This is a genomic window from Cellvibrio sp. KY-YJ-3, assembly GCF_008806955.1.
GTDB lineage: Bacteria > Pseudomonadota > Gammaproteobacteria > Pseudomonadales > Cellvibrionaceae > Cellvibrio.
This window is the reverse complement of the sequence record NZ_CP031727.1, coordinates 948,324-973,366: the sequence shown is the minus strand read 5'-3', so window position 1 is coordinate 973,366 and position 25,043 is coordinate 948,324. Positions and strand designations below refer to the sequence as shown.

Sequence of the window (25,043 nt, the reverse complement as noted above, 5' to 3'; positions counted from 1 at the left end):
ATAAATTATGGGGTACGTACATCGCTTTTATTAAACTCGTTTTCCAGTCTATTATTTTCATTTACCCAATCAGAAAATTGACTTTTCTCAATTTTAACTTGGTTTGCATCTACAACCCGTTGTCTAAATAGAAGAACATCGTTGTCAGCATTGTTTGCGAATACCATTCTGTCTGCATTCTCAAAAATAAATTTTTTGAAAATTAAAGTTTCCAATTCTGTGCATGTATATTCTCTCTTTAGAAGATTTTCTCCAATCTGGATAAACATCGCATGCTCTGGTCCAATAGGAAATAAGATCACACCATTCTTCACACCCCATCCTCCTTTCAAATCATACATTCCATTTTCATAGCAATTTAGTTTTATTACAGGATTATCGCTTGTGGGCCAAAATGATCCCGGGTGAGGTCTAATAATTTTCCATTTGTAACTGTGTAGCACTTTAGCTGTGTGCTCTAAAAGATGCCTAATTGAGAAAAACCAGGTTGATCTGCCCGCGTAAGTTGTTGCTTTTAATGTTCCATGGCTTGCGCCTACTTGTATACTTTTATCTATTTTTAAAGGAAAATATTTAAAATATTCAGGTTTCGAGGATTCATAATTAATTTCGGATATTCCGCTTAGCTTCTTAGGTAAGTTACTCATTACATCATTTAAGGTTTCAGGCAGTATTTCGCTAATTCTTCTAATGTGTTCTATTAGTCTTGTTGGTGTTCTTACATCTTGGGCTGCGAGAAATTTTATTAAAATTTCCCATTCCTTGGACGATAGTTTTCTATTTGATATAACTTTTTCAACTATTGGTAATGCAGGCGATTCAAATTCATTATCAAACCATCGTTCTAAATCGTCATTTTCATCACCTGCTATTTGCATGGTATATAGATGTTTATGATAGGCAATTGAGCTAGGGTGATATGATCTCCAATAATGAACTTTTTCATGCTGTACTAACGTTTTATATGTGAATATTTTTCCGTCGGAGCCAGACCAGTTTTTTAAATAACCCTCAGGCACGAAATGATTTTTTACACGTACCTCTCCTTTTTTGACACTCATCGTTTTCTCCAGCTATCGTAAATAAAGTTGGGGCTCGCCAGCTCAGACTGCGTAGCACGCACCAACTCTCGTTCAATTACTTTTTCTTATGGTGAACTAATCCATACAGTACCGGTAATACCAACAGCGTTAACAGTGTCGATGAAATAATTCCTCCAATTACCACTGTCGCTAACGGCCGTTGCACTTCCGCACCGATGCCCACGTTAAATGCCATTGGCACAAAACCCAAACTGGCGACTAATGCAGTCATTAATACTGGGCGTAAACGTGTTAATGCACCTTGAATTATGGCTTCCATTAAATCGCCATGTTCAAGATAAAGCTGGCGAATAAATGCGAGCATCACTAATCCATTTAAGACCGCTATGCCGGACAGTGCAATAAAGCCGACACCGGCGGACATGGACATGGGCATGTCGCGCAGCCAAAGCGCGAGTACGCCGCCGGTGAGTGCGAGTGGGACACCGGTGAAAATAATCAGTGCGTCTTTGATCGAACCAAAAGCCATCACCAATAATGCGATCACCATTAACAGTGTGAGTGGTACGACAATCGCTAAACGTTTGCTCGCTGATTCGAGTTGTTCAAAAGTGCCGCCGTAATCCAACCAATAACCTGCGGGTAATTTTACGTCGCTTGCGATGCGCGTTTGCACTTCGTTCACAAAAGAACCCAAATCGCGGCCGCGCACATTCGCGGTGACGATGACTAAACGTTTGCCGTTTTCGCGGCTGACTTGATTGGGTGCGGGTGCGAGTTCTATAGTGGCGATTTCATTTAGCGGTACAAATCCCGGTTCGGTTTTGATGGGTACTGGCAAGCGCTCTAACGCGGATAAATCATTGCGCAGTTTTTCCGGTAGGCGCACAACTAATTCAAAACGGCGGTCGCCTTCGTAAATTAATCCTGCGCTTTCACCAGCAATTGCGGTGGCAACAAAATCTTGTAATTCATTAACTGTTAAGCCATAGGCAGCAAGTTGGTCGCGTTTTGGTGTGACGGTTAATACGGGCAAGCCAGTCACCTGTTCCATGCGTGCATCGGCTGCACCGGGAATTTTTTCCAGCACTTCCAAAATTTCCGCTGCAGATGTTTGCAGTTGCTCCAAATCATCACCAATGACTTTGATACCTAAATCCGAACGTACACCAGAGATAAGTTCGTTAAAACGCATTTGGATTGGTTGGGTGAATTCGTAATTGTTGCCGGGCAATTCGCGCACAGCAGTTTCAATCGCTTTCACCAAATCCGCTTTTTCGCGTTTGGGATTGGGCCACTCACTGCGCGGTTTGAAGATCACATAGTTATCGGCAATCGAGGGCGGCATAGGGTCAGTGGCGATATCGGCGGTGCCGATTTTGGCAAAGACTTTATCCACTTCCGGAAATTGTTTGATGCGCGCTTCGAGCAATGTTTGCATTCCCACGGCTTGATCCAAACCGGTGCCGGGAATGCGCAGTGCATGCAGTGCTATATCGCCTTCATCCAATTGCGGAATAAATTCCGAACCTAAACGTGTGGAAAGCCAAATGCTAAATATCACCAATATAACAGAGCCACCCAATACCAGGCTGCGCTGTTTAAATGCTCCAACTAATAATGGCTGATACATTTTTTTTGCCGCTTGCATAAAGCGGTTTTCATGTTCAGCGATTTTACCGGTCATGATTAATGCGATGGCAGCAGGCACAAAAGTGAGTGACAGAATTAACGCGGCGGTTAAAGCAATCACCACCGTGATGGCCATAGGGTGAAACATTTTCCCTTCCACACCGGTAAGCGTAAAAATCGGCAAGTACACCAGCGTAATAATACCCACACCAAATAAACTCGGGCGGATCACTTCGCTGGTGGCTTCATAGGCGAGTTGCAAGCGATCTTTTAAGGCGAGCTGCCCGCCTCGTTGCGCTTCGCCTAATCTACGAATGCAGTTCTCTACAATAATCACGGCACCGTCCACAATTAAACCAAAATCCAACGCGCCCAAACTCATCAGGTTGGCAGACACACCGGCTTCCACCATGCCGGTAATGGTCATCAACATGGTGATGGGAATTACCGCTGCGGTAATTAATGCAGCGCGCATATTGCCGAGCAATAAAAATAAAACGGCGATTACCAACAGCGCACCTTCAAGCAGATTTTTTTGCACGGTACTGATGGTTTTATCCACTAATTGTGTGCGGTTATAAACCGCAATTGCGCTGACACCTTCCGGTAATGAACGATTAATTTCTTCCAATTTAATCGCCAGCGCCCGTGCAACGGTGCGCGAGTTTTCACCTTTGAGCATTAGCGCTGTGCCAAGCACCGTTTCGCGACCATTTTGTGTTGCCGCACCAGTGCGCAATTCTTTGCCAATCGCGACTTGTGCGAGATCCCCAATGCGCACGGCAACGCCTTTAGGGCTGCTCACAATTAAATTTTCGATATCCGCAATGCTGGTTAATTGCCCCGGTGTGCGTACCAATAATTGTTGGCCGCTGCGCTCCAAATAACCGGCACCGCGATTGTCGTTATTGTTTTTCAGCGCGACGACCAGATCCTCCATGGTCAGTCCAAACTGCATCAATTTAGTTGGCTCGGGCGTGATGTGATATTGCCGCGTGTAACCGCCAATCGCGTTAATTTCTACCACACCTTTGACTTGCATTAATTGCGGGCGGATTACCCAGTCCTGCAATTCGCGCAGTGCCATTGCATCGAATTGTTCGGGGCTTTCTTTTTGTGGACCGGTTGCTTCAACCGTGTACATAAAAATTTCGCCGAGACCGGTGGCGATGGGGCCCATCACTGGTTCTATCTCGTCGGGCAGTGCACTTTTAATTTGGCCGAGGCGTTCGTTAATTAAATTGCGCGCAAAATAAATATCCGTGCCTTCATCAAACACGACGGTGACTTGCGATAAACCGTAGCGCGAAATTGAACGCGTGTAGGCGAGCTTCGGTAAACCGGCGAGCGCGGTTTCTACCGGATAGGTGATGCGCTGTTCGGTTTCCAGCGGCGAGTAACCGGATGCTTCGGTATTGATTTGTACCTGCACGTTGGTGATATCGGGCACTGCATCAATTGGCAGCCGCTGGTAATTCCACAGGCCGAGGATAATCAGTGCGAGCACAGCGGCGAGCACCAGCCAGCGGCGCGTGATCGCCGCGCGTAAAATCGATTCAATCATGATGGCCGCCCCTTAATGATCGTGAGCGGCGCCGGATTTCTCCAGGTCAGCCTTGAGCAAAAAGGAGTTTTCCACCACGTAGCTATCACCAACATTTAAACCGCCAAGCACTTCGGTGAATTGGCCGTCGCTGCGCCCCAGTTCGAGCGGACGAATTTCATAGGTATCGCCTATCTGGATAAACACTACCTGCCAATCGCGGAAGGATTGCAGCGCGCGCTTATCGACCATCAGCGGCACCGGTGTCTGGGCTATATCGACCCAGCCTTCCACCGCTTGATTGGGCACCCAAAGATTGCTGCTGTTATCGACTGGCGCATGGACTTCCAGCGTGGGAGTTTCGCCATGGCGCGGGGTAATGTATTCCACTTTTGTTCGGGTAGTTGTGGTCTGCGCTTGCTGGCCATTGGCGCTGATGGTGATAGTTTGGCCGGTTTTGATTTTGCTGGCATCGGTCGGGAACGCCTGCAAATGCAGTTCTAAAACGCGCTCATCGAGCAAGGTAAATAACACGCGATCAGCGGTGAATTCACCTGGATTGGAATGGCGTTCGACTACCACACCATCAATCGGCGCCAGCAGTGGGTATTCGCGCAGGCTCTCGTTGGATTCAACTGTCGCCAATACATCGCCCGCTTTTACGCGCGCGCCAATGGTGGGTTTTACCGAGCGGATCAAACCGGGGTAACGCGCTTGAATGTGACTCACGCGCAGCGGGTCGGCGACTATGGTGCCGTAAAGTTTGATGCGCTCCTGCAACACGCCCTCTCCCGCAATTGCCGTGGTTAAACCCGAGGCCGCCGCGACTTCGTCGGCCATGGTGACGCGCCCTTCGTAGGAGGGATAAGTCCATTGGTGCTGTTGGTTTTGGTAGGTGGCTGTCACTTTCACATCAAAGGAGTGGGGTTCTTCCACCACACCTTGGCCGCGCAAAAAATCCTGTTCTGGTTTGAACGCAAAGTTATTCACTTGACCACCCAAGCGGGTGAGTTGTACTTCCAACTTCCAGTCGCTGGGCTTCAGGGATTTGCCATCCACACTCGCCCAGGCGCGGTATTCGGGCGGTACATCTTTTTCAAAAATCGCCAGCTCGACCACAAAGTCGCCATCTTCCAGCAAGCGGCCGTTATGGGCGCCTTTTTGCGGCTCCTCTTCGTGGTGTTCGTCGTGCTCATCATGGCCGTGGTCGTGATCGCCCGACGCAAACAGGTTTGCAGACAAGCCGAGGCTCGCAACTAATAACAGGGTTTTGATAAAGCTATTCATTGGGTTGTCTCCCCTGATTGGGTGGATTGAGCTGAGGCGGATGCGGTGAGCCGCTCCAGTTCAATGCGGGTTTCATGGGCGCGCAGGGCGGCGTCGATCAAGGCGGCGCGGGCTTCAAGCAATTCGCGCTGGGCGAGTGCCAGTTCGAGTGAGCTGTAGCGACCCTGGTCGAAAGCGGCGGCGGTAGCGCGGTTGGCGTCTTGTAGCAGCGGCAGGATTTGGTCGCGCAAGCTGTGCAGCTCGGTGAGTGCCTGGCTGTGGGCGCTGTAGGTTTGATTTAAGCGGGCTTCCAGTTGGACTTTGGCGCTATCGGCTGCGAATGCGGCAGCATCTTGCTCGGCGCGCGCTTTACTGATCGCTCCGCTCGCGCGTTTGCCGCTGGTGAGCGGAATACTGATACCAGCGACCAGTGCAGTATCGTCAGTTGCCTGCAATTGCCGCACTCCGGCACTCCATCCCAAGGTCATTTGCCCCTCGGCTTCCGCTTTGCGCAACTCGGCGGCGCGCAGGCGGGTTTCCTCGGCGAGCAAGAGCAAATCCGGGTTTTGCGCGAGGCGAGTTTGCCAATCGGCAAGGGGTGCGGCGTTAGTAAGCGCAAACAAATCACCCTCGGCGAGGGTGAAATCCGGCGTGCTATCCGCCCAGTAAGCGCTGAGTTTTAGTGCCTCGGCCTGTACTTGCTGGCGGGCTCTACTGACCTCCAATGCGGCCTTGGCCTGGGCGGCGCGCGCGCGCAATAACTCCTCCTGTGGTGCACGACCGGCTTGGACGCGTTTACTTAAGCTAGTCACTAATGACTGGGCAAGTTGCTGCGCCTGCTCTTGTACTTGCAGCTGTTCCTGCACGGCAATCAGGGCGATAAAACGGTAATTCACCGCAGCGACCAGATCCAATACCGCCACCCGCTGCTCAGTCGCCAATTGCTGTTGGCGTGCAGTGACGACACCGAGGCGTGCATCGCGCTGATCGCCCAATTCGATTACCGAAGCAAACGAGAGCGTCAGCTCGGCGCCATCGGCGCCGGAAAAATCGCCTGAACCGGCGACGTTTTCTAGCTCCGAATGCAAACGCATTTCCGGTCGCAATGCGGCGATAGTCTGTTCACCGGCCAGGGCGGCGCGGCGAAATTGATAGCCCGCCAACTGCGGGTTGTGTTGCAAGCTGGCGCTGAGTGCATCTTGCAAACTAATGCCTTCGGCGAGTGCCGTGCATGCCAAAGCGCCAACCAACAAAGGCAGCGCAAACGAAAATTTGTTCATGGTAAATCCTGTCTGATGTGCCTTAGGGGCACAGAGGTTTTATCCAGGCGCAGTCACATGCGCCCAACGCGATTAAACACTCAGACAGAAACCGGCGGCGCGCGCAGTAAAGGTCGCCAATAGAGGGAAGAGGGAGGATAAAACGGTCGATAAATGCTGGCAAAACCAGCGCGGGGCAGTACCAACAACACCAGCGCCAGGGCAGCGAGCAAAACCAAGCCCAAATCGATTTTGCTCAACTTGGCTAATACCGATTTGCCCAGTTCTATATCCGCGTCCTGATGCACTTCTTCGGGGTGATGGTCATGCACCTCATGGCCATCCAAATGCATATGCACCGAAATCGGCGGCTCCTGCCCATCAAAACAATAATGCCCATGCGCCCCCGCCCAGTTGCTGAGCAACCAGAGGGCAAACGCCAAAAAGGCAACATGAGGTGAAAGTGTGGGCATGAAGTAGAACCAATCGATAAGTGGGGCAAGCATAACGGGGGCCGGTGCAATGGGCAAACCTTTGGTTGCTACCTGATCTACATCATAGACGCCCATCCCATAGCCAACTATGGTTAGTAAATAACCAACCCAATGGAGTGCGCGCGATGAACCCGGATGATCGCCAGGGACTAAGCCACGAACAGGCGGCGCAGCGCCTGCAAAGCGAAGGCCCCAACCAGCTACCCAAAGCCAATAGCCGCAACCTGCTGCGCATTTTTTTGGATGTGCTGCGCGAGCCTATGTTTGCGCTGCTGCTGGGCGGCGGGCTTATCTACTGGCTGCTGGGCGATACCACAGAGGCGCTGTTGCTGCTGGTATTTGCCTCGATTTCAGTGAGTATCACCCTCGTGCAGGAGTCGCGCAGCGAGCGGGTGCTGGAGAGTTTGCGCGACCTGGCCAGCCCGCGCGCGCTGGTGATTCGCAGCGGCGAGCGGTTGACCATCGCCGGCACCCAAGTAGTACGCGGCGATTTACTGGTGGTGAACGAGGGCGACAGGGTGGCGGCAGATGCGCGCCTGCTTAGCGCGCAAGAGCTGCTGGTGGATGAGTCGCTGCTGACCGGCGAATCGGTCGCGGTAGGTAAAATCGCCCAAGCCCCAAATACAGCGGTCGAGGCGATTGCCGACAACCAGCGCCTCTATGCCGGAACCCTGGTGGTGCGCGGCACGGGTATCGCGGAAGTCACCGCCATTGGCTTCAATACTGAAATGGGGCATATAGGCACGGCGCTGCGCAGTATCGACACCGAGCAAGCGCACCTGCAGCAGCAACTGCGCTGGTTAGTGCGCGACTTTGCCTTGATCGGCGCACTCGCCGCTCTGGTGGTGGTAGTGCTTTATGGCCTGCTGCGCGACTCCTGGCTGGAGGCGATTTTAAGCGGTATTGCGATTGGTATGTCGCTGCTGCCGGAGGAGTTCCCGCTGGTGATGGCGGTATTTATGGCGATGGGTGCCTGGCGCATATCACAAGCGCGGGTGCTGACCCGCCGCGCCGCGAGCATCGAAACCCTGGGTGCCACCACCGTGCTCTGCACCGACAAAACCGGCACCCTCACCCAAAACCGCATGACCCTGATGGCGCTGGTGGGCGCAAGCCACAACTGGTACGCCGCCGCGCAACAACCGCTGGACGATAGCGGCAAAACCCTGTTGGACGCCGCCTTGCTCGCCTGCCCGCTGGTGCCGAGCGACCCGATGGATGTGGCAGTACACCGGCTGGCGCAGAGCCACGCCGAACTGACCCGCTTACAAGGTGCCACCCTGCTGCGCGCCTATGGCTTGCGCCCGGATTTATTTGCCACCACCAATATCCTGCAGCACCCCGGCGACACCAACCTGCATGCCTATAGCAAGGGCGCACTGGAAGCTATCGCCCAACTCTGTCACTTAAGCCCCGAACAACTCGTGCCGCTGACCGCGCAAGCCAATGAACTGGCCTGCGAGGGAATGCGGGTATTGGCCGTCGCCCAAGCCGCTGTACCGGCGGGCGAGCTGCCCGAATCACCGCGCGAATTGCAGTTTCGCTACCTTGGGCTGCTGGCCTTTGCCGACCCGCTGCGCGAGTCAGTACCCGCTGCGGTGGCCGAATGCCAATCCGCCGGCATCCGGGTGATTATGATTACCGGCGACTACGCCACCACCGCCAGCGCCATCGCCCTGCAAGCCGGGTTGCCACCCAGCGAGGTCTTGGTGGGCGACCAGTTGGAGCAGCTGAGCGATGCGGAACTGGCCGAGCGGGTTAACAGCGTTTCGATTTTTGCGCGCATCCGCCCCCAGCAAAAATTGCGGCTGGTGCAAAGCCTGAAAGCCAACGGCGAGATCGTCGCCATGACTGGCGACGGCGTGAACGATGCGCCCGCCATTAAAGCCGCGCATATCGGCATCGCCATGGGCGGGCGCGGCACCGATGTCGCACGCGAAGCCTCCTCCATAGTGCTGCTGGATGACGACTTCGGATCCATAGTCACCACCATCCGCCTCGGTCGCCGCATTTACGACAACCTGCGCAAAGCCATCGAATTTATCGTGGCGGTGCACATCCCCATCGCCGGCCTCGCCATACTGCCGCTGCTGATGGGGCTGCCGATGATGCTCACGCCGATTCACATCGCCTTTCTGGAAATGGTGATAGACCCGGCCTGCTCGGTGGTATTTGAGGCCGAGCAGGAAGAGGAGGATGTAATGAACCGCCCACCGCGCGACCCGCAAACACCGCTGTTGGTGGGCGAGCGCATTGGCTGGGCGATAATCCAGGGCACTGTCACCCTGGGTTTACTCGCCGCACTCCTGTTCGGCGGCGCCAGCCTGAATATGCCGGAAGACGACCTGCGCGCCCTGGTATTTGGCGCACTGGTGCTGTTCAACATGGGCCTGATCCTCATCAACCGCAGCTTCCGCGCCTCCCTTATCAGCGCCTTTACCCGCCCCAATCGCTCGCTGTGGATTCTGCTCAGCGCCGTCAGCCTCACTCTCGCCATCGCCGTGGGCTGGCCGCCCGCACAACAATTGTTCAGTTTCGGCAGCTTCCACTGGAATGAGTTTTTGGTGTGTATCGCACTGGGTGTGGTGAGTTTGCTGGTGTTGGAGGGGGTTAAGCTGGTGTGGTTTAGAAAAAAGAAAGTGCTATAAATACGCTTTTGTTTTTTGAAAATTTTTTGCGGTTGACTTAAATTTTATCGGGGCTATGATTGGCCTTGTCGAATTTATTTTTGTTACTGAAATTATGTTTTCTTTACTGCGTTTCATCCTTAAAAGAGTTTCTCTCGCCTTTCCCCTCTAATCGAGCGGTTATTGCGCTCGTCTATTTTTTTATTTCCATTTGATTAAATTCACTTAAAGCATTTTTTATGTTTTGAGTTGTTATTTTATTGTGCTGGAGAAATAAATTGTCCACCCAATACTTCAATCGTTTGAAAAAACGGCTGAGCGATTGTGCTCGTCAACACTATTTGCATCTCCCTTGGAGTATGAGTTTAAACGCGGTCGAATTATCGACGCTGTTTACCACGCTGGAACAAAGTGCTGCGGGCATGGGCGCTTACACGCGGCGGATTACTATCGGGCATAAAGTCACAGTGTTTGATGTGCAGGAAAAAGAAATCATCACACTGGTGTTAACTAATCCACGGGACAGTAATCCTGAGAAGGGTTTTATCTCCTGTTTCTCACCTTTGGGGCGACAACTGATTGGCCGCAGGCCGGGTGATGTGATTGATATAAAAATATTCGGTCGAATGGCGATATTCCGCGTTATTCGTATTGAGCATTAATAGTTTTTAATCAGCAACGAGAGGGGTAATTACTTATGCATGTTGCACACTGCCGCTCGCTGTAAGTAATGCTTCAGCGAAATAGCTAAGCGCAAGCTTCTGCAAATAATTCAGCGGCAATAGGCGCAGAAGTACTACTGATCAGGAGTACACAGCATGTCAAAAGAGAAAGTAAAAAAAGAACCGCAAAAATCATTGAAAGATAAACGACGCGATAAAAAAGATAAGCGCGCTAATAAATCGATACTGAGCAGTTAATGATTTTAGTCTGTCGTTGTAACGCTAGTTAAGACTACAGCTAAACCCGTGCAGCCATTTTGCGCACTCGCTACTGAGTGCGCCTTTTTTACCATTGATAACGCCTTTATCCCGCTACAAACACCGGTGCAAAACCGCCGCCTTGAGTGCGGAAGTTGGTGGTTTGGCCTTGGTATAAACGCGCGGCGAGCAGTTGGATTTTTCCTTCATACACATAGGCGCGAATATCCATTTTTAATGCGGTTTTTTCTTCGTCCACCAGAATGCCACGCTCGCTGGGCGGCACCTGCAATTGCGCAACATAATCGCCCTGCAAAATTTCCTCCCATACACGTTTGGTAATTTTGTCGCCGCGATAAGCGGCTTTGCTGCCGTAACCGCTGGCGGGTTTAAAAAATAACTGTTTGCGCTGCTGCCATAAATTTTCTGCATTGTCAGCGCTGACTAACTGGGTGCGGGGAATTCCCGCGAGCAGGGTTTTTATATCCTCAGGATCTGCACCGAATTCGTTGAGTTTTGTTTCATCACTAAGTAAGGCTAGATTGCGTTTATCGGCATAAAGCGCGTGGTGATGGGGATTGGGGGTAAGCACTGTGGCATTGTGCTCATAGGCGTTGCGCAAAACCAGGTTGCTTGGCTGTGCGAGTGAAAAATCCGTGAGGCGGTTGTAAACCAGATCAATCACTTGTTGTTGATAAAACAATTCGCCATCAACCCATGTTAATTCTTGCGGGTCGACAATCAGGGTTTTAATGCCTGCGCGTTCAAACACCGCTTGCGCCAACAAAAATTCCGGATACAAAAATTGCGCACTGGGGTTTTCATCCACTATGGCAATACAGCGCAATGGTTGCTCGCCGCGCGCCAGCTGCCACTCTTGTAAAAACATGGCGACAAATTCGGCATCCAACTGCGGCGGCAGCAATACCGGCAGCGCACCAGCGGCATTGCAACAGGCAGTTTGTGCACTGAGTAGTGCTGCATTTAAAAAACCACCGCCAGCGTTGGTATTGATTTCAATAATCTGCGGCCCAGTCTCATTGAAATGGAAATCAAACCCCATAAACACGCCAGAGACGGGTGTTGACTTTTGTGCGATGGCAGGCGCATTGATTAATGCGGCTTGTTGATAAGTGGTCAACGCGGTAACACGCATAATTGTCTGCACCAGCAATTGCAGCTGCTGCCATTGCGCGGGAGAGATAAACACGGCAGTGTGGGAAAATAATTGTTGGTGATGTTGCAGCACTTCAGTCGGCAATGCTTGCGCTTGCAAACTCGCCAGCAGCTCATCGCGCTTCAGGGTTTTACAATAACAAGCGCGATTTAATAACTCGGCGGCGGATTCACAATTGGTGCTGCAGGTTTTTTTATCGCTCATGATTTATCTCACTGATTAATCCGCACCAGAAATAGAAAACGTTTTTTAAACTACTTCACTTTCCAATGTTTTTGCATTTCCAAATACATAAACGAGGCAGTCCAGGCAATCAGCAACAAACCGGTTAAGGCTTCAATACCGGCTAAAAAACGCAGCCAGCCGGTGGGCGCCAAATCGCCAAAACCCAGCGATGTGTAACAGGTGAGCGAAAAATACAGGCTATCAACAAACCCGGTGCTGGGTGTACCAAACAAGCCGTGGCCTTGAATATCACCGCCCAGCAAACTGCCGAGGTCTTCCTGATGAATAAAAAAATAAAAGCCACCCGCAAAAATGGTAATTTCCAATAAGTGCGCACCAAAACAACCCAAAATACCGAGCAAAATACTCAGGCGTGGCGACGCTTTTATTTTGGGAATTGCATTGGTTAATAAATTCAGCGCTTCAAAATGAATAAGCACACAAATCACCACTAATAGCAGTATCAATAGAATCGAGAGCAACATAGCTAACCTTTTTTGCACCGCCGCTAGGCAGTTAGTGATGATTATGGCTTTTAGGCAAAAATACCGAGATGCAGCTAACCAGCAATAAAAAAGCAGCAGAGATCCACAGACAAGCGGCTAATCCTGCGGCTTGATAAACCCAACCCGAGAGCAGGGTTCCCAGCAAACGCCCAAGCGCATTGGCCATGTAATAAAAGCCGACATCGAGCGAAACGCCATCGTCTTTAGCGTAGCTGACAATTAAATAGGAGTGCAGCGATGAGTTAATCGCAAACACAATGCCAAACACGATCAATCCGCTGATTAACACGCTAGTAACTGACAGATTGCTTAGTAAATTATTGGACGATCCAGCATAGCTCAAAGCCAGCGCCAAAAAGGCGGTTACTAACGCCAGTAAAATCGCCCAGAGCAATGCAGCACCGCCACCGGGTGCTGCGCCGGTTTTCGTTCGCAAGACCATTGGCGCTATGGATTGCACTATGCCGTAACCAATCACCCAGCTGGCAAGAAAACCGCCGGTCTGCCAAAAATCCCATTGCAATTGGCTGCTTAAAAAAACCGGTAGGGCGACTACAAACCAAATATCGCGTGCGCCAAATAAAAATAACCGCGCGGCGGATAAAATATTGATCGCGCGGCTTTTGGAAAATAGCTCATTAAATTTTGGTTTATTTTTCGCTTTGCCTAGATCCTGTTGCAGCAAAATGACACTCATCAGCCAAACCAGTGCCAGCACAGCTGCCATTAAAATGACTGCTGTGTTAAAACCCACCGCAGCCAAGAGTGCGCCGCCCAGAAAAAAACCTACACCTTTCAGGGCGTTTTTAGATCCGGTAAGCAGTGCGATCCATTTAAATAACGCACCCTGCTGATCGCCCGGTACCAATTGTTTGATCGCACTTTTAGCGCTCATTTTATTCAGATCTTTCGCAATGCCCGACAGCGCCTGCGCGCCCATCACCAAGGGCACCGTTAGCCACTGACTGGGCACCGCGAGTAACGCCAGCGCCATCACCTGCAAAGCCAAACCAATATTCATGGTGCGATTCAAACCAATACGCGCGCCTAAATAACCACCCACTAAATTAGTGACTACACCAAAAATTTCATAAAACAAAAACAGCCCCGCAATTTGCAGCGGGCTGTAACCGAGTTGATGAAAGTGCAACACCACCAACATGCGCAGCGCGCCGTCGGTAAGCGTAAATGCCCAGTAATTGCCGGTGACAAGTGCGTATTGTTTTATGGCTGATGATTGATTCATGCTAGCTCACAAGGTGCTTGTAGGTTGGTGCTGAGCGCAGCGATGCCCAACACGCGATCTTATTGCAAACGATAACGTTAATTTTCCAAACCAACCAATTTTGCCAATTCCACCGTGCGATTGGCGTAACCCCATTCGTTGTCATACCAGGCATAAATTTTCACCAGTGTGTCATTCACCACCATAGTGGAGAGCGCATCCACAATCGATGACAGCGGGTTGCCACAAAAATCGCTGGATACCAGCGGGCGTGTTTCATAACCCAAAATATCTTTCAAATAAGTTTCACTCGCCGTTTTTAACAATGCATTCACCTCGTCCACACTGGTGGCGCGGTTCACTTCAAACACACAATCCGTGAGTGAGCCGGTTGCAAGCGGGACGCGCACCGCATGGCCATTTAATTTGCCGCGCAACTCCGGAAATATTTCCGCAATGGCAGTCGCGGAACCGGTGCTGGTGGGAATTAAATTTGAGTGGGAGGCGCGCGCACGGCGCAGATCTTTATGCGGCTGATCCAGAATCGATTGGGTATTGGTTAGATCGTGAATGGTGGTGATGGCGCCGTGTTTAATCCCGAGTTGTTCGTGAATCACTTTTACCACCGGTGCCAAACAGTTAGTGGTGCAAGAGGCAGCGGTGACTATGCGATGTGTAGCCGGATCAAACAAATGGTGATTCACCCCCATCACTACATTTAATACACCCGGCTCTTTGACCGGTGCACTCACCACGACACGTTTTACACCTTGATCCAAATAAGCTTGCAGTAACTTTACTTCACGCATTTTGCCGCTGGCTTCAATAACCAGATCGCAAGCGCGCCAATCGGTTTCGGCGATGGTTTTATTGCGCGTAAATTTGATGGGTTTGCCATCAATATAAATGGCATTTTCATCCGCACCCGTTTCTGGTGTCCATTGGCCTTGCACCGAATCGAATTTTAATAAATGCGCAAAAGTAGCGGCATCGCCTGCCGGATCATTAATTTGTACAAATTCAAACTCCGGCCAATGCCAACTCGCGCGCAATGCCAAACGACCAATGCGACCGAAACCATTGATACCGATTTTGATTTTTTTCATGTTCTTTCTCGCAAAAATATTTATTTTGATGATGATTGTTTAACAGCAGCGGTTCGGCCGATCTTCCATTGCGCACAACCGCTGATGATTTTCTTGCAGCCAATCCTGATTCGCAGCGAGCATCGTCTTTAACGTTTTGGTAACCCAATTAGGCAAGTCCGGGTGCAAACGGTAATACACCCACTGACCTTGGCGACGATCCGCCAATAAACCGGATTCACGCAACAGCGCCAAGTGGCGGGAAATTTTGGGTTGGATTTCATCGAGCGCGCAGGTGAGTTCGCAGACGCACAACTCTTTTTCGCGTGCGACCAGCAACACAATGCGCGCGCGGGTTGGATCAGCGAGGGTTTTACACAGGGAATCGGGAGTAAATTCAGACATAGATCAAACTAGCCGTATATATGGTTGTACGAATATATGGTTGTGCATATATATTGGCAAGCAGAATACTTACTGAATCAACTTTTATCGGAGCGGCAGCATGGATACACCGGTCATGGATTCAACCGACACAGATTCAACGGACATAGTCATCATCGGCGGCGGGCAGGCGGCTTTGTCGGTCGCTTATTATCTGCGCCGCAGCAAGTATTCCTTTGTGATGCTGGATGCCGAGCAAACACCCGGTGGGGCTTGGCTTCATGGCTGGGACAGCCTGCGACTGTTTTCGCCATCGACCTGGAGTTCACTCTCGGGTTGGCAAATGCCGCCCACTGGCGAGACTTACCCCAGCCGCGATCAGGTGGTGGATTACCTGCGCCACTATGAAAGTCGTTATGAATTTCCGGTGCAGCGCCCGGTGTGGGTATCCGCCGTTAATAACCTTGGCGACCGGCTGGAGGTGGTGAGCGAGCACCAAGCCTGGCGCGCCCGTGTTGTTATCAGCGCGACCGGTACCTGGCGCAATCCGTTTATTCCTGCCTACCCCGGCGCTGATCTGTTTCAGGGAGCGCAACTTCACTCAGCGCACTACCAATCGCCCGCGCCCTTTGCAGGGCAAAAAGTGCTGGTGGTGGGCGGCGGCAATTCGGGCGCGCAAATTCTCGCCGAAGTATCGCGCGTTGCTGACTGCACTTGGGTCACAACCAGCGAGCCGATTTTTTTGCCCGATGATGTGGACGGGCGGGTACTCTTCCAGCGCGCCACTGATCGCTGGAAGGCAGCTCAGGAAGGGCGGGAAATAGAGCAGCCCGTGGGTGGTTTGGGCGATGTGGTAATGGTGCCGCCGGTAAAAGAGGCGCGGGAACGTGGTGTATTACACGCGGTTCGACCATTTACCCGCTTTACCGCCAATGGTGTCGTCTGGGCCGATGGCACTGAGTCCGCCGTTGATGCGGTGATCTGGTGTACGGGATTCCGCCCGGCGCTCGCGCACTTGCAATCACTGGGCGTGATTAATCCCGATGGAAAAGTAGATGTTGCAGGCACTCGTTCGGTACAGGAGCCACGCCTGTGGTTGCTGGGCTATGGCGAGTGGACGGGTTTAGCGTCTGCGACATTGATTGGTGTTGGGCGCTCGGCGCGTTCCACAGCGGAAGAGGTTATCCGGTACTTGGACGAACTAACGACAACTCAATAGCGGTTGTAGTTACTGCAACAGCGCCACCGATTTAATCTGCACCCAGCAGGCTTTACCCACAGTCACACCGAGTGTCGCCACGGCGCGTTTGGTCAGGCGGGCGAGCACAATAGTCTCGCCAATGCGCACGCGCACCAGCGCCAAGCCGGGGTGTTCGTCATCGCCAAGCGCATCCACATGACCGGCTAACTGGTTTTGGATGCTACTTTGGGTTGGATGGTTAGCCAAACTCACATCGCGGGCGAGTACACGCACCCGCACCGATGTTCCCACCGCCAAACCCTGATCTTTCGCCCAGAGGCTGCCGCCGGCAAAATCCACCCGCGCCAGGTGCCATTGGCTATCCACAGCGCCGATAGTCGCCTCGATAATCACCCCTGCGTCCTCACCTAATTGGATCGGCAAATCGAGCCGTGCGAGGGTTTCGCCCAAATTACCGCTGGCGATGGCGCGACCGTTTTCCATCACCACCAAATGATCCGCCAGCCGCGTCAGCTCTTCGGGTGAATGGGTGACATAGAGCACCGGTATGTCCAGCTCGCGGTGCAGGCGTTCAAGGTAGGGGAAAATCTCCCGCTTGCGCTGCAGGTCGAGCGCGGCGAGGGGTTCATCCATCAGCAGCAAACGGGGGCTGACCGCCAGGGCGCGGGCGATGGCAACTCGCTGGCGTTCGCCGCCGGAGAGTAAATCCGGGTTGCGGTTCAAAAGATGGCCGATACCGAGTAGTTCGATGGCTTGATCCAAACTGGTGTGCGCTGCGCCGCTAGTGCGCCGTAGGCCGTAGCGGAGATTGTCTTGCACCGAAAGGTGGGCAAAAAGACTGGCCTCCTGAAATACATAACCGAGCGGGCGTTTATGGGTCGGCAGCCATTGTTGGTCGCTTTGCCAGATGTCGCCATCCACCACCAACCGGCCCTGCGGCGCGCGCTCCAGCCCGGCGATACAGCGCAACAATGTGGTTTTACCGGAGCCGGATACACCAAACAATGCGGTAACGCCGCGCCCGGGCAATTCCAGATCCACATCCAGCGCAAAGCCCGGCCATGCAAGTTGAAAGCGCGCTTGAATGTCCAGGTCACTCATCTCACACGCCTCTTACAGGGCGGAAACGGCGGCCCGCATAAATCGCCAGCAATACCACAAAGGAAAACACCAGCAGCACCAGCGCCAGCCGGTGTGCTTGGCTGTAATTTAGCGCTTCCACGTAATCGTAAATCTGCACTGAGGCCACGCGCGTCACCCCGGGAATGTTGCCGCCAATCATTAGCACCACGCCAAACTCACCGACGGTATGGGCAAAGGTGAGGATGGAGGCAGTGATAAAACCCGGTTTCGCCAAGGGCACAGCCACGGTAAAAAACGCATCGAGCGGCGATGCCCGCAAGGTCGCCGCCACTTCCAGCGGGCGCTCGCCAATTGCCTCAAATGCGGTTTGCAGCGGCTGCACCATAAATGGCAGCGAATAAAACACCGAGGCCAGCACCAGCCCCCAAAAGGTAAAGGCCAAAGGGGCAATATTGAGCGCTTCCGTCAATTGCCCCACCGGGCCGTTTGGCCCCATCGCCAGGAGCAAATAAAACCCTAACACCGAGGGCGGTAATACCAGCGGCAAGGCGACAATCGCCCCGATTGGCCCCTTCCACCAACATTTGGTGCGCGCCAACCACCAGGCGATGGGAGTACCGATTAACAGCAGGATAAACGTGACGATTGCGGCGAGCCGCACCGTGAGCCACAGGGCTTGCAGGTCGCCGTCAGTGAGCATCTACTTCTCCAGCTGGCGCGTCCGGCAATACAAACCCATAGCGGGTCATCACGTCGCGCGCGGGTTTGCTTTCCATGTAATCCGCAAAGTGTTGCGCCAGCTCATTCTTTTCTGCGCGTTTGGTGATGATAAAACCCTGCTCCAACGGCGCGTGTAGTTCGTCGGGAATCAGCCAGTAACCGCCCTTGCGCGCCAGCTCCGGGTTGAGCGCCAGCGCGAGGGCGATAATGCCTACCTGCGCGTTACCGCTTTGCACAAATTGCGCGGTGTGGGCGATGTTTTCGCCGTACACCAGTTTGGGCTCCACCTTGTCCCACAAGCCGCTCTGCTTCAGGGCTTCCACCGCACGCATGCCGTAGGGCGCGACCTTGGGGTTGGCGATGGCGATGCGTCTGATGGCGGGATCGGTCAGGCTGGCGAGATTCATTTGGCTGGCATCTTGGGTGGCACTCCAGAGCACAATACGGCCAAGGGCATGAGGCTTGACCTCGGACGCCGCAAAACCGGCTTTTGCCAGGCGCCGCGGGAATTCGATGTCGGCGGAAAAATACACATCAAAGGGCGCACCCTGTTGGATCTGGGTATAAAACTTACCGGAGGAGCCATAAATCACTGCAACCTCATCGTTGGGATGAGCTTGTTTGAAATCGACCAGGAGTTCGTCCAGCGCAAATTTCAAATCAGCGGCGGCGGCGATGGTGATTTTTTCCGCCTGCGCAAGTGGCGCCCAGGCAAGCAGCAACACTAACAACAATCGCACTCGGGACATAAACGGCGTTCCATTGAAAGGTGAATGAAGTGAGTTTATTAGCCTGCATGGACGCACAGCAACTTATTAAATGCGCCCAACTGCTTTAACATCCCACCCTTGGCTTGCCAACAAGGCGCTTCTCCATGCTCAAAACCTCGCTGTTATTTGTCGCCACTGCGCTCGCGGAAATTATCGGCTGCTTTTTGCCTTACCTGTGGCTGCGCAAAGGCGGTTCGATTTTATTGTTAATTCCCGCCGCCGCGAGCCTCGCACTGTTTGTGTGGTTGCTCACTTTGCACCCCGCTGCCAGTGGCCGGGTCTATGCCGCTTACGGCGGTGTTTATGTGGCAACCGCGCTGCTGTGGCTGCGTTATGTGGATGGAGTAAAACTCTCGGTCTACGATTGGGCGGGTGCCAGTGTCGCCTTGGTGGGCATGGCGATTATTGTGTGGGGCTGGCGCGGGCAGTAATGGCAAGTTTGTAGTTCATGACTATTAATATGGGACAATCATGCTAGGAAAATCGCTAAACATATTAGCCAAATTTTTAGTGGTTATTTTTTCACTGCTAATCGTCTATGTTGTCGCTGTAGTGATAATTAACTTACGCGATAAACCACCTTCTGCAACGGTGGTGGAGTTTGAACAGGCATGGAACAATCGCGCGGCGGTTGCTGACAATGACAACGGCTATTTGTTTTTATTGGGGTTTGATGTCGCTGAAACTGAAGACCCTAAAGCAATTGGACTTGAACGGGTTGAATGGTCACAGCAGGTTATCTCGTCTTCATCGGAGGAGAACTTGGAGTTCCCTCAAGCGAGTTACCTTGTTCAGGAGAATTTACCCGCGGAGTTTGCTGAACTGATTAATTTGTGCAGCGAGGTTACGCAGGATTGCATTAATGCCATTGAAAAAAATAAAACACTTATTGATGAATGGCAGAACAATCAACCCTGGGTTAATGATCGCTACCGGCAATTAATTGCGCATAGTGGTTGGCTGGAATTATCTGCATTGGATATTCGTTTGCCATTGCCAAAATATGCCGAGGTGATGAAGGCACAGCGCATCATTTTTATTAGCGCATTTGCCAACATCACCCCAAATGATAATGGGTATTTAAGCAAGTTATTGGATCGCGACCTGCGGTTTTGGCGCGGTGTTTTAAAAGATAGCGATACCCTGATTGGAAAAATGATTGCTTCGGTAGCAATTAAAAATAATTTTTTATGGACTAATTATTTTTTACTTCACGATGGAAAAATGCCCCTAGACGCCAGCATGCGCCAACCCTTTACTGACGATGAGCTTTCCATGTATCGCTGTTTAATAGGCGAGTGGAAATTTGGCAATGCGGCTTATCAAGCTCAGTTTGACCAAGAGCACACCAGAGCCTCTGGGAAGCTATTGATCAACTTGGCACATAAAAAGCAGGATACGGTAAATCAGTTAGCAACGAGGGTAAAATCGGCATTGGACAATTTGGATGTCCCTGTTAATGAATTTGAAGTAGCTTTCACCGAGTACACTCAACAATTACGACAAGAATCTGTGCCAAAAAATAAAGTACATTATTTATTCAACCCCTATAACCCGGTTGGCCAAATTCTGGTGGGTATCGCTTCGCCCGACTATGGAAACTATGCTGCTCGCAGTAAAAATTTGGAAGCATTTCGGCGCGGGTTATTATTCAGTGTTGAACAAATGAACAACAGCTCATCAACTGCAACCCGCTTGCTCAGTCCATACCCCAGTAAACCGTTTGCAATTGATCAGCAGCAGCGATCAGTTACTGTTAACGGTTTGGGTAACAATAGTGCCCACACACAGCAGGTTTATTTTTATTAATCCTGCTGTCTCTATATCTCCACACTAACAAGCATTAAAGAGCTTATGAAAACACCCATTTTTAATATTCACGATTTAATCCTCGTACTCACCCTGGCGGTGTGTGTGCTGCTGGTGATTTTCCAGTGGCTGCTGTCCAAACAAAAGGCCGTGGCATCGCAGTTATTGTCAGGATTTTTCGTGTGTGTGGGTGCGAGTGCGCTGTGCAATATGGTGTTGTGGAATGACTATATTCACTCGCATAGTGAGCTGGCCAAAATGACGCTGGCGCTCGGGTTGGTGACAACCTTGGTGGGTAAAAGTGTGTTTTTGTATTTGTATGTGGTGGCAATTACACGGGCGAATTTTTCACTGCGCGCAAAAGATGCACTGCATTTATTGAATTTAGTGGCGGTAGTGGGCTTGGTATTGTGGGGCGAGTTGGATAGCGACCGTTTGCGTTTTTTGCCTAATGCACACAATGAATTTTCTGCCCAGCTTGCCAATTATTTATGGCATTACCTGAAGTTTTTACCGGTCGCTTATGCCTTTGCCGCCGTGCTGGAAATTTATCGCTACAAACAACAACTGAAAGAATTTTATTCGAGTCTGAGTTTGCAGGGGCCTTATTGGTTGTTGTTGCTCACTTTGGGTTTTGCGCTCAATTGGTTGTGGTCACTCATCGTGCATCTACTCGGGCAGAGCGTGAGTTTTGCGATCGCTGATAGTTTTGGCATCTTCGATAATTACATTACCTTTTTGTTGGTGAACGCACTTTTTGTATATAGCTTGCTCTACGCCCACGAGTTGCTGCTGACACGGGAATCGCCCGGCACCAAAGAGCCACAAGTGATTGCGGCACCCTCGCCGGAGGCGATTGCGCGCATTCGCACCACCATGGAAACACAACAACTTTATTTAACCCAGAATTTAACCATTGAAGATTTTGCGCGGCAGGTGGGCATTCACTACCGCGAGGTATCGAGCATTATCAATAGTGAATTCAACACCAATTTTTTTGAATTTGTGAATGGTTATCGGGTAGAGCGCGCTAAACAAATGCTGCTTGATCCAGCGTTTGCTCATTTGAATATTCTGGATATTTTGCTCGAGTCGGGTTTTAACAGTAAGTCGTCTTTCCATCGCTTTTTTAAACGCTATACCGGAGTCTCTGCGGCGGAATTTCGCAAGCAGGGAGGAGTGCCCCAAGCTCCGGCAGAGGGCGCCGAATAATCACCTGCAGGGGACGCTGCAGGTTGAGGTTGTTATAATCGGCCGCCGCACCCCATCGCAAGAGAGAAATACCACTTGGACAAGTCACAGTTGCCCCCCTTGAACCGCCGTTTTTTGCTGCCACGCTTCTGGCCAACCTGGTTGGTGTTGGGCTTTTTCTGGCTAATTGCCCAGTTGCCGGTTCAGGCGAACCAGTTTATTGGCCGTGGCTTGGGGCTATTGTTTTACTACCTGGCCAAATCGCGCCGACGCTATGCGGAAATCAATATTGCACTTTGTTTTCCAGAGCTGGATGCAGCAGCACAAGCCAAAATGGTGCGCGGTACGTTGGTGGCTACCGGGCTGAGTATTACGGAGACCGCGATTGGGCTCTGGGGCCAAGTGGACAAAATGCGCAATCGCTATGAGATTAGCGGGTTGGAGCACATTGCCGAGGCACAGGCGCAAGGCAAGGGCGTGCTGTTGTGCGGCAGTCACTTGACCACCATTGATATCAGCGGCCGCATTATGGCCTACCACATAGATGCCGATGTGCTCTATCGCGCTGACCCTAACCCCTTGATGGCCTACGCCATAGCCAAGGCGCGCTCGCGGGTAAATGGCTCGGCCATCAATCGCGATGACACCCGCCAGTTAATCAAGAGCCTGCGTCAAGGGCGGATTGTTTGGTATGCGCCGGATCAGGACTATGGCCGCAATCACAGTGTATTTGTGCCATTTTTCGGGGTACCGGCCGCGACAGTGGTGGCGACATCGCGTATTGCCAAACTTTCCGGGTGCGCGGTGATTCCATTTTTTTGTTTCCGTGAACCCGGTGGTCGCTATCGGTTGGAAATTCAGCCAGCATTGGAAAATTATCCCAGTGGCGACGATATTGCGGACGCCACACGTATCAACCTAATTTTGGAACAGGCGATTCGTCAGGCGCCGGAGCAATACCTGTGGGTACATCGCCGCTTCAAAACCCGCCCCGAGGGCGAAGCCAGTTTTTATCCACCCAAGAAAAAGCGCGGCTCGCGCCCTAAACTTTAAGGCGGCGGGCGCAGTCAAGCCCGCTACAATCGAGCCGGTTACCATCAAAGCAACGTTAAGGAATTAGACGATGAACATCAAAGATGCAGTTGTATTAATCACTGGAGCCAATCGCGGTATTGGATTGGAATTTGCCCGCGCCGCCCTGGCGCGCGGTGCCCGCAAGGTGTACGCCACCGCCCGCGACCCGCACTCTATCCCACTCGATGGGGTCATCAAACTCAAGCTGGATGTCACCAGCGACGATGATGTCGCGCGCATCGCCGCACAATGCCCCGATGTCACCCTGTTGATCAACAATGCCGGTGTCGCCCGTTTTGGCAGCTTTCTCGCCAATAACAGCGAGGCCAGTTGCGCCGAGCACTTTGACACCAATTTTTACGGCCCCCTGCGCCTGTGCAAAGCCTTTGCGCCGCTGCTCGCCGGTCATGGCGGCGGGGCGATTATCAATGTGTTGTCGCTGGTGAGTTGGTACGCGCCGGTGGAGTTTTCACCTTATTCGGCGAGCAAATCGGCCGCCTGGGCGCTGACCAACAGCTTGCGCCTGGAATTGCGCGGGCAGAATACCCAGGTGATGGCGCTGCATATGGGTTATGTGGATACCGACATGACGGCCAAAATTGATGCGCCCAAAACCCCCGCGGCGCTGATAGTGCAGCGCACCTTCGAGGGTTTGGAGGCGGGTGAAGAGGAAGTATTAGCGGATGAAATGACGCTGAACTTAAAGCGCAATATGAATGCGCCGCGCCCGGCCTATCTGGATTAATAACCGCAGCAGCAACAACCCGGCGAGCATGGCCAACCACAGGCCATGCATCGCACCGCCGCCTCCACTACCAGAATTACTGCCCGTCGCCGCGTTGGAACTGGCGGCAGCCGAACTGATTGCGGCAACCGATGACGATGACAGCGCCGTTGAACTGGCAGCTTCGCTGCTCTGTACGGCACTCGTTTCCGAACTGCTGCTTTGCGCCACACTGCTCTGGGCAAGACTGCTGCTTGCAACGGAACTACTGCTGGCAGGTGCACTGGAGCTGCTGACCACATGGTTATCCGCTGGCGGTGTACCGCTGAAACCCAGCGCCGCGTCGGTGGTCATCGCCAGCACCAGAATGCCGTCTTTCACCACCACATTTTCCGGTGCAAAATCCACCCGGTTGGTATCAAAACTCCAGTTCGCCTTGCCCCAGCGGCTGCTATCAAAGCTGTTAAAGTCGTCGCGCCAACCGCCTTCAAAGGTTTTGGTGGTGGCGTTGTAGGCTTGGTAATCGATGTAATTAATAAATTGGTATACCGGCAGAATGCTGGGGTCCCAGGGGCCAACCCACTCCGCCGATTCCGACGACCAGAGGTTAAAACGCAGGCTTTGCGCATTGGTCAGGCTGGTCACGGTGCTGGTGCCAGTAATGCGGCGCACTTCCACCCCGTCCAGAAACCAGGCGACATAATCCGGCGTCCACTCCAGCACATAGGTGTGATAAGCATCGCCCAGCGATTGCGTCAGGCTGTGCACCTGCTCAACATGAAGCGTGGGGCGCGAGCTGCCCAGAATAATATTGCTCTGCCACTCGGTGGCGTTGTTTTTGCCAAAGACCTCAATGTCGATTTCCTCCCAAAAGGTATTACCCACTTCCGAGCCATTTTTGTAGGTAAAGAAGGTGGATAAAATCCCGCTCCCTTTCGCTACCTGCATACGCATTTCAAAACGGCCGTACAAAACGCTGTCATTGGAGTAGATTTCCGCACCTTTGTACGCTTTGGCGCTGGCAAGGTTCGCCATTATCGCCACCGTTACAGTTAACAATGCACAGAAGAAACGACACATAACAC

The 25,043-nt window shown here is 52.1% G+C and carries 22 protein-coding genes; 8 read left to right on the top strand and 14 right to left on the bottom strand.

Translation table 11 applies throughout. From position 1 onward, the window contains the following. Nucleotides 1–5: 5 nt before the first annotated feature. From D0B88_RS04185 to D0B88_RS04165, 5 genes are all read right to left on the bottom strand, one after another. Entirely contained in the window at nt 6–1,061 is a 1,056-nt protein-coding gene (locus tag D0B88_RS04185; RefSeq protein WP_151055379.1) for a DUF4238 domain-containing protein, read from the bottom strand. 76 nt (nt 1,062–1,137) lie between these two features. Beyond that, a complete protein-coding gene (locus tag D0B88_RS04180) occupies nt 1,138–4,239 on the bottom strand; it encodes an efflux RND transporter permease subunit (protein ID WP_151055376.1) in 3,102 nt (1,033 codons plus the stop codon). Between the two features lie 12 nt (nt 4,240–4,251). After that, entirely contained in the window at nt 4,252–5,505 is a 1,254-nt protein-coding gene (locus tag D0B88_RS04175) for an efflux RND transporter periplasmic adaptor subunit (protein ID WP_151055374.1), read from the bottom strand. After that, complete coding sequence (locus tag D0B88_RS04170; protein ID WP_151055372.1) at nt 5,502–6,764, bottom strand: TolC family protein; 1,263 nt, start codon at nt 6,762–6,764, stop codon at nt 5,502–5,504. The genes D0B88_RS04175 and D0B88_RS04170 overlap by 4 nt, the downstream gene beginning before the upstream one ends. A gap of 80 nt (nt 6,765–6,844) precedes the next feature. Then, nucleotides 6,845–7,312, bottom strand: coding sequence for a hypothetical protein (locus D0B88_RS04165; RefSeq protein WP_007638986.1), 468 nt, complete (start codon nt 7,310–7,312; stop codon nt 6,845–6,847). A 50-nt stretch (nt 7,313–7,362) separates the two neighbouring features. Between D0B88_RS04165 and D0B88_RS04160 the strand changes: the two genes are divergently transcribed. Together D0B88_RS04160 and D0B88_RS04155 are read left to right on the top strand one after the other, a co-directional pair. Beyond that, nucleotides 7,363–9,885, top strand: a complete 2,523-nt coding sequence (locus D0B88_RS04160) for a cation-translocating P-type ATPase (RefSeq protein ID WP_225318526.1) — start codon at nt 7,363–7,365, stop codon at nt 9,883–9,885. 257 nt (nt 9,886–10,142) lie between these two features. Further along, entirely contained in the window at nt 10,143–10,526 is a 384-nt protein-coding gene (locus D0B88_RS04155) for a GreA/GreB family elongation factor (RefSeq protein ID WP_225318525.1), read from the top strand. A 364-nt stretch (nt 10,527–10,890) separates the two neighbouring features. On the opposite strand, the gene D0B88_RS04150 is transcribed toward D0B88_RS04155, so the two are convergent. From D0B88_RS04150 to D0B88_RS04130, 5 genes are all read right to left on the bottom strand, one after another. Beyond that, on the bottom strand, nt 10,891–12,165 hold the full coding sequence (locus tag D0B88_RS04150) for a hypothetical protein (RefSeq protein ID WP_151055368.1): 1,275 nt from the start codon (nt 12,163–12,165) through the stop codon (nt 10,891–10,893). Between the two features lie 50 nt (nt 12,166–12,215). Continuing rightward, on the bottom strand, nt 12,216–12,671 hold the full coding sequence (locus tag D0B88_RS04145; RefSeq protein ID WP_151055366.1) for a potassium channel family protein: 456 nt from the start codon (nt 12,669–12,671) through the stop codon (nt 12,216–12,218). 31 nt (nt 12,672–12,702) lie between these two features. Further along, on the bottom strand, nt 12,703–13,938 hold the full coding sequence (gene arsJ / locus D0B88_RS04140; RefSeq protein WP_151055364.1) for an organoarsenical effux MFS transporter ArsJ: 1,236 nt from the start codon (nt 13,936–13,938) through the stop codon (nt 12,703–12,705). Between the two features lie 77 nt (nt 13,939–14,015). Then, nucleotides 14,016–15,023, bottom strand: coding sequence for an ArsJ-associated glyceraldehyde-3-phosphate dehydrogenase (locus tag D0B88_RS04135; RefSeq protein WP_151055362.1), 1,008 nt, complete (start codon nt 15,021–15,023; stop codon nt 14,016–14,018). A gap of 39 nt (nt 15,024–15,062) precedes the next feature. Further along, nucleotides 15,063–15,407, bottom strand: a complete 345-nt coding sequence (locus D0B88_RS04130) for a metalloregulator ArsR/SmtB family transcription factor (RefSeq protein WP_151055360.1) — start codon at nt 15,405–15,407, stop codon at nt 15,063–15,065. A gap of 100 nt (nt 15,408–15,507) precedes the next feature. On the opposite strand from D0B88_RS04130, the gene D0B88_RS04125 reads away from it, so the two are divergent. Next, the gene (locus D0B88_RS04125; RefSeq protein ID WP_151055357.1) at nt 15,508–16,605 is read left to right on the top strand and encodes an ArsO family NAD(P)H-dependent flavin-containing monooxygenase; all 1,098 of its coding nucleotides are present in this window, start codon (nt 15,508–15,510) and stop codon (nt 16,603–16,605) included. Nucleotides 16,606–16,614: 9 nt separating this feature from the next. Here the strand turns inward: D0B88_RS04125 and modC are convergent, their stop codons facing one another. The 3 genes from modC to modA are packed head-to-tail and all read right to left on the bottom strand — an operon-like array spanning nt 16,615 to nt 19,139. Continuing rightward, nucleotides 16,615–17,688, bottom strand: coding sequence for a molybdenum ABC transporter ATP-binding protein (gene modC / locus D0B88_RS04120; protein WP_151055354.1), 1,074 nt, complete (start codon nt 17,686–17,688; stop codon nt 16,615–16,617). Nucleotide 17,689: 1 nt separating this feature from the next. Then, on the bottom strand, nt 17,690–18,370 hold the full coding sequence (gene modB / locus D0B88_RS04115) for a molybdate ABC transporter permease subunit (protein ID WP_151055351.1): 681 nt from the start codon (nt 18,368–18,370) through the stop codon (nt 17,690–17,692). Then, complete coding sequence (gene modA, locus D0B88_RS04110) at nt 18,360–19,139, bottom strand: molybdate ABC transporter substrate-binding protein (RefSeq protein ID WP_151055348.1); 780 nt, start codon at nt 19,137–19,139, stop codon at nt 18,360–18,362. The genes modB and modA overlap by 11 nt, the downstream gene beginning before the upstream one ends. A gap of 125 nt (nt 19,140–19,264) precedes the next feature. Here modA and D0B88_RS04105 point away from each other — a divergent pair, with 125 nt between their 5' ends. The 5 genes from D0B88_RS04105 to D0B88_RS04085 all read left to right on the top strand — a co-directional run bounded on the left by D0B88_RS04105 (nt 19,265) and on the right by D0B88_RS04085 (nt 23,979). Continuing rightward, a complete protein-coding gene (locus D0B88_RS04105) occupies nt 19,265–19,591 on the top strand; it encodes a YnfA family protein (RefSeq protein ID WP_151055345.1) in 327 nt (108 codons plus the stop codon). Nucleotides 19,592–19,631: 40 nt separating this feature from the next. After that, on the top strand, nt 19,632–20,969 hold the full coding sequence (locus D0B88_RS04100) for a hypothetical protein (RefSeq protein WP_151055342.1): 1,338 nt from the start codon (nt 19,632–19,634) through the stop codon (nt 20,967–20,969). A 45-nt stretch (nt 20,970–21,014) separates the two neighbouring features. Continuing rightward, nucleotides 21,015–22,181, top strand: a complete 1,167-nt coding sequence (locus D0B88_RS04095; RefSeq protein ID WP_151055339.1) for an AraC family transcriptional regulator — start codon at nt 21,015–21,017, stop codon at nt 22,179–22,181. 75 nt (nt 22,182–22,256) lie between these two features. Then, the gene (gene lpxL, locus D0B88_RS04090) at nt 22,257–23,213 is read left to right on the top strand and encodes an LpxL/LpxP family Kdo(2)-lipid IV(A) lauroyl/palmitoleoyl acyltransferase (RefSeq protein WP_225318524.1); all 957 of its coding nucleotides are present in this window, start codon (nt 22,257–22,259) and stop codon (nt 23,211–23,213) included. 70 nt (nt 23,214–23,283) lie between these two features. Further along, on the top strand, nt 23,284–23,979 hold the full coding sequence (locus tag D0B88_RS04085; RefSeq protein WP_007639020.1) for an SDR family oxidoreductase: 696 nt from the start codon (nt 23,284–23,286) through the stop codon (nt 23,977–23,979). On the opposite strand, the gene D0B88_RS04080 is transcribed toward D0B88_RS04085, so the two are convergent. Continuing rightward, nucleotides 23,935–24,993 carry a family 16 glycosylhydrolase gene (locus D0B88_RS04080; protein ID WP_225318523.1) on the bottom strand — a complete coding sequence of 353 codons (1,059 nt, stop codon included), beginning with the start codon at nt 24,991–24,993 and terminating at the stop codon, nt 23,935–23,937. The genes D0B88_RS04085 and D0B88_RS04080 overlap by 45 nt on opposite strands. Nucleotides 24,994–25,043: the final 50 nt, after the last annotated feature.

Excerpts from the sequence above, each read along its gene's own strand:
- D0B88_RS04185 (WP_151055379.1), bottom strand. The coding sequence starts at position 1,061 with ATGAGTGTCAAAAAAGGAGAGGTACGTGTAAAAAATCATTTCGTGCCT.
- D0B88_RS04180 (WP_151055376.1), bottom strand. The coding sequence starts at position 4,239 with ATGATTGAATCGATTTTACGCGCGGCGATCACGCGCCGCTGGCTGGTG.
- D0B88_RS04175 (WP_151055374.1), bottom strand. The coding sequence starts at position 5,505 with ATGAATAGCTTTATCAAAACCCTGTTATTAGTTGCGAGCCTCGGCTTG.
- D0B88_RS04170 (WP_151055372.1), bottom strand. The coding sequence starts at position 6,764 with ATGAACAAATTTTCGTTTGCGCTGCCTTTGTTGGTTGGCGCTTTGGCA.
- D0B88_RS04165 (WP_007638986.1), bottom strand. The coding sequence starts at position 7,312 with ATGGGCGTCTATGATGTAGATCAGGTAGCAACCAAAGGTTTGCCCATT.
- D0B88_RS04160 (WP_225318526.1), top strand. The coding sequence starts at position 7,363 with ATGAACCCGGATGATCGCCAGGGACTAAGCCACGAACAGGCGGCGCAG.
- D0B88_RS04150 (WP_151055368.1), bottom strand. The coding sequence starts at position 12,165 with ATGAGCGATAAAAAAACCTGCAGCACCAATTGTGAATCCGCCGCCGAG.
- D0B88_RS04145 (WP_151055366.1), bottom strand. The coding sequence starts at position 12,671 with ATGTTGCTCTCGATTCTATTGATACTGCTATTAGTGGTGATTTGTGTG.
- arsJ (WP_151055364.1), bottom strand. The coding sequence starts at position 13,938 with ATGAATCAATCATCAGCCATAAAACAATACGCACTTGTCACCGGCAAT.
- D0B88_RS04135 (WP_151055362.1), bottom strand. The coding sequence starts at position 15,023 with ATGAAAAAAATCAAAATCGGTATCAATGGTTTCGGTCGCATTGGTCGT.
- D0B88_RS04130 (WP_151055360.1), bottom strand. The coding sequence starts at position 15,407 with ATGTCTGAATTTACTCCCGATTCCCTGTGTAAAACCCTCGCTGATCCA.
- D0B88_RS04125 (WP_151055357.1), top strand. The coding sequence starts at position 15,508 with ATGGATACACCGGTCATGGATTCAACCGACACAGATTCAACGGACATA.
- modC (WP_151055354.1), bottom strand. The coding sequence starts at position 17,688 with ATGAGTGACCTGGACATTCAAGCGCGCTTTCAACTTGCATGGCCGGGC.
- modB (WP_151055351.1), bottom strand. The coding sequence starts at position 18,370 with ATGCTCACTGACGGCGACCTGCAAGCCCTGTGGCTCACGGTGCGGCTC.
- modA (WP_151055348.1), bottom strand. The coding sequence starts at position 19,139 with ATGTCCCGAGTGCGATTGTTGTTAGTGTTGCTGCTTGCCTGGGCGCCA.
- D0B88_RS04105 (WP_151055345.1), top strand. The coding sequence starts at position 19,265 with ATGCTCAAAACCTCGCTGTTATTTGTCGCCACTGCGCTCGCGGAAATT.
- D0B88_RS04100 (WP_151055342.1), top strand. The coding sequence starts at position 19,632 with ATGCTAGGAAAATCGCTAAACATATTAGCCAAATTTTTAGTGGTTATT.
- D0B88_RS04095 (WP_151055339.1), top strand. The coding sequence starts at position 21,015 with ATGAAAACACCCATTTTTAATATTCACGATTTAATCCTCGTACTCACC.
- D0B88_RS04085 (WP_007639020.1), top strand. The coding sequence starts at position 23,284 with ATGAACATCAAAGATGCAGTTGTATTAATCACTGGAGCCAATCGCGGT.
- D0B88_RS04080 (WP_225318523.1), bottom strand. The coding sequence starts at position 24,993 with ATGGCGAACCTTGCCAGCGCCAAAGCGTACAAAGGTGCGGAAATCTAC.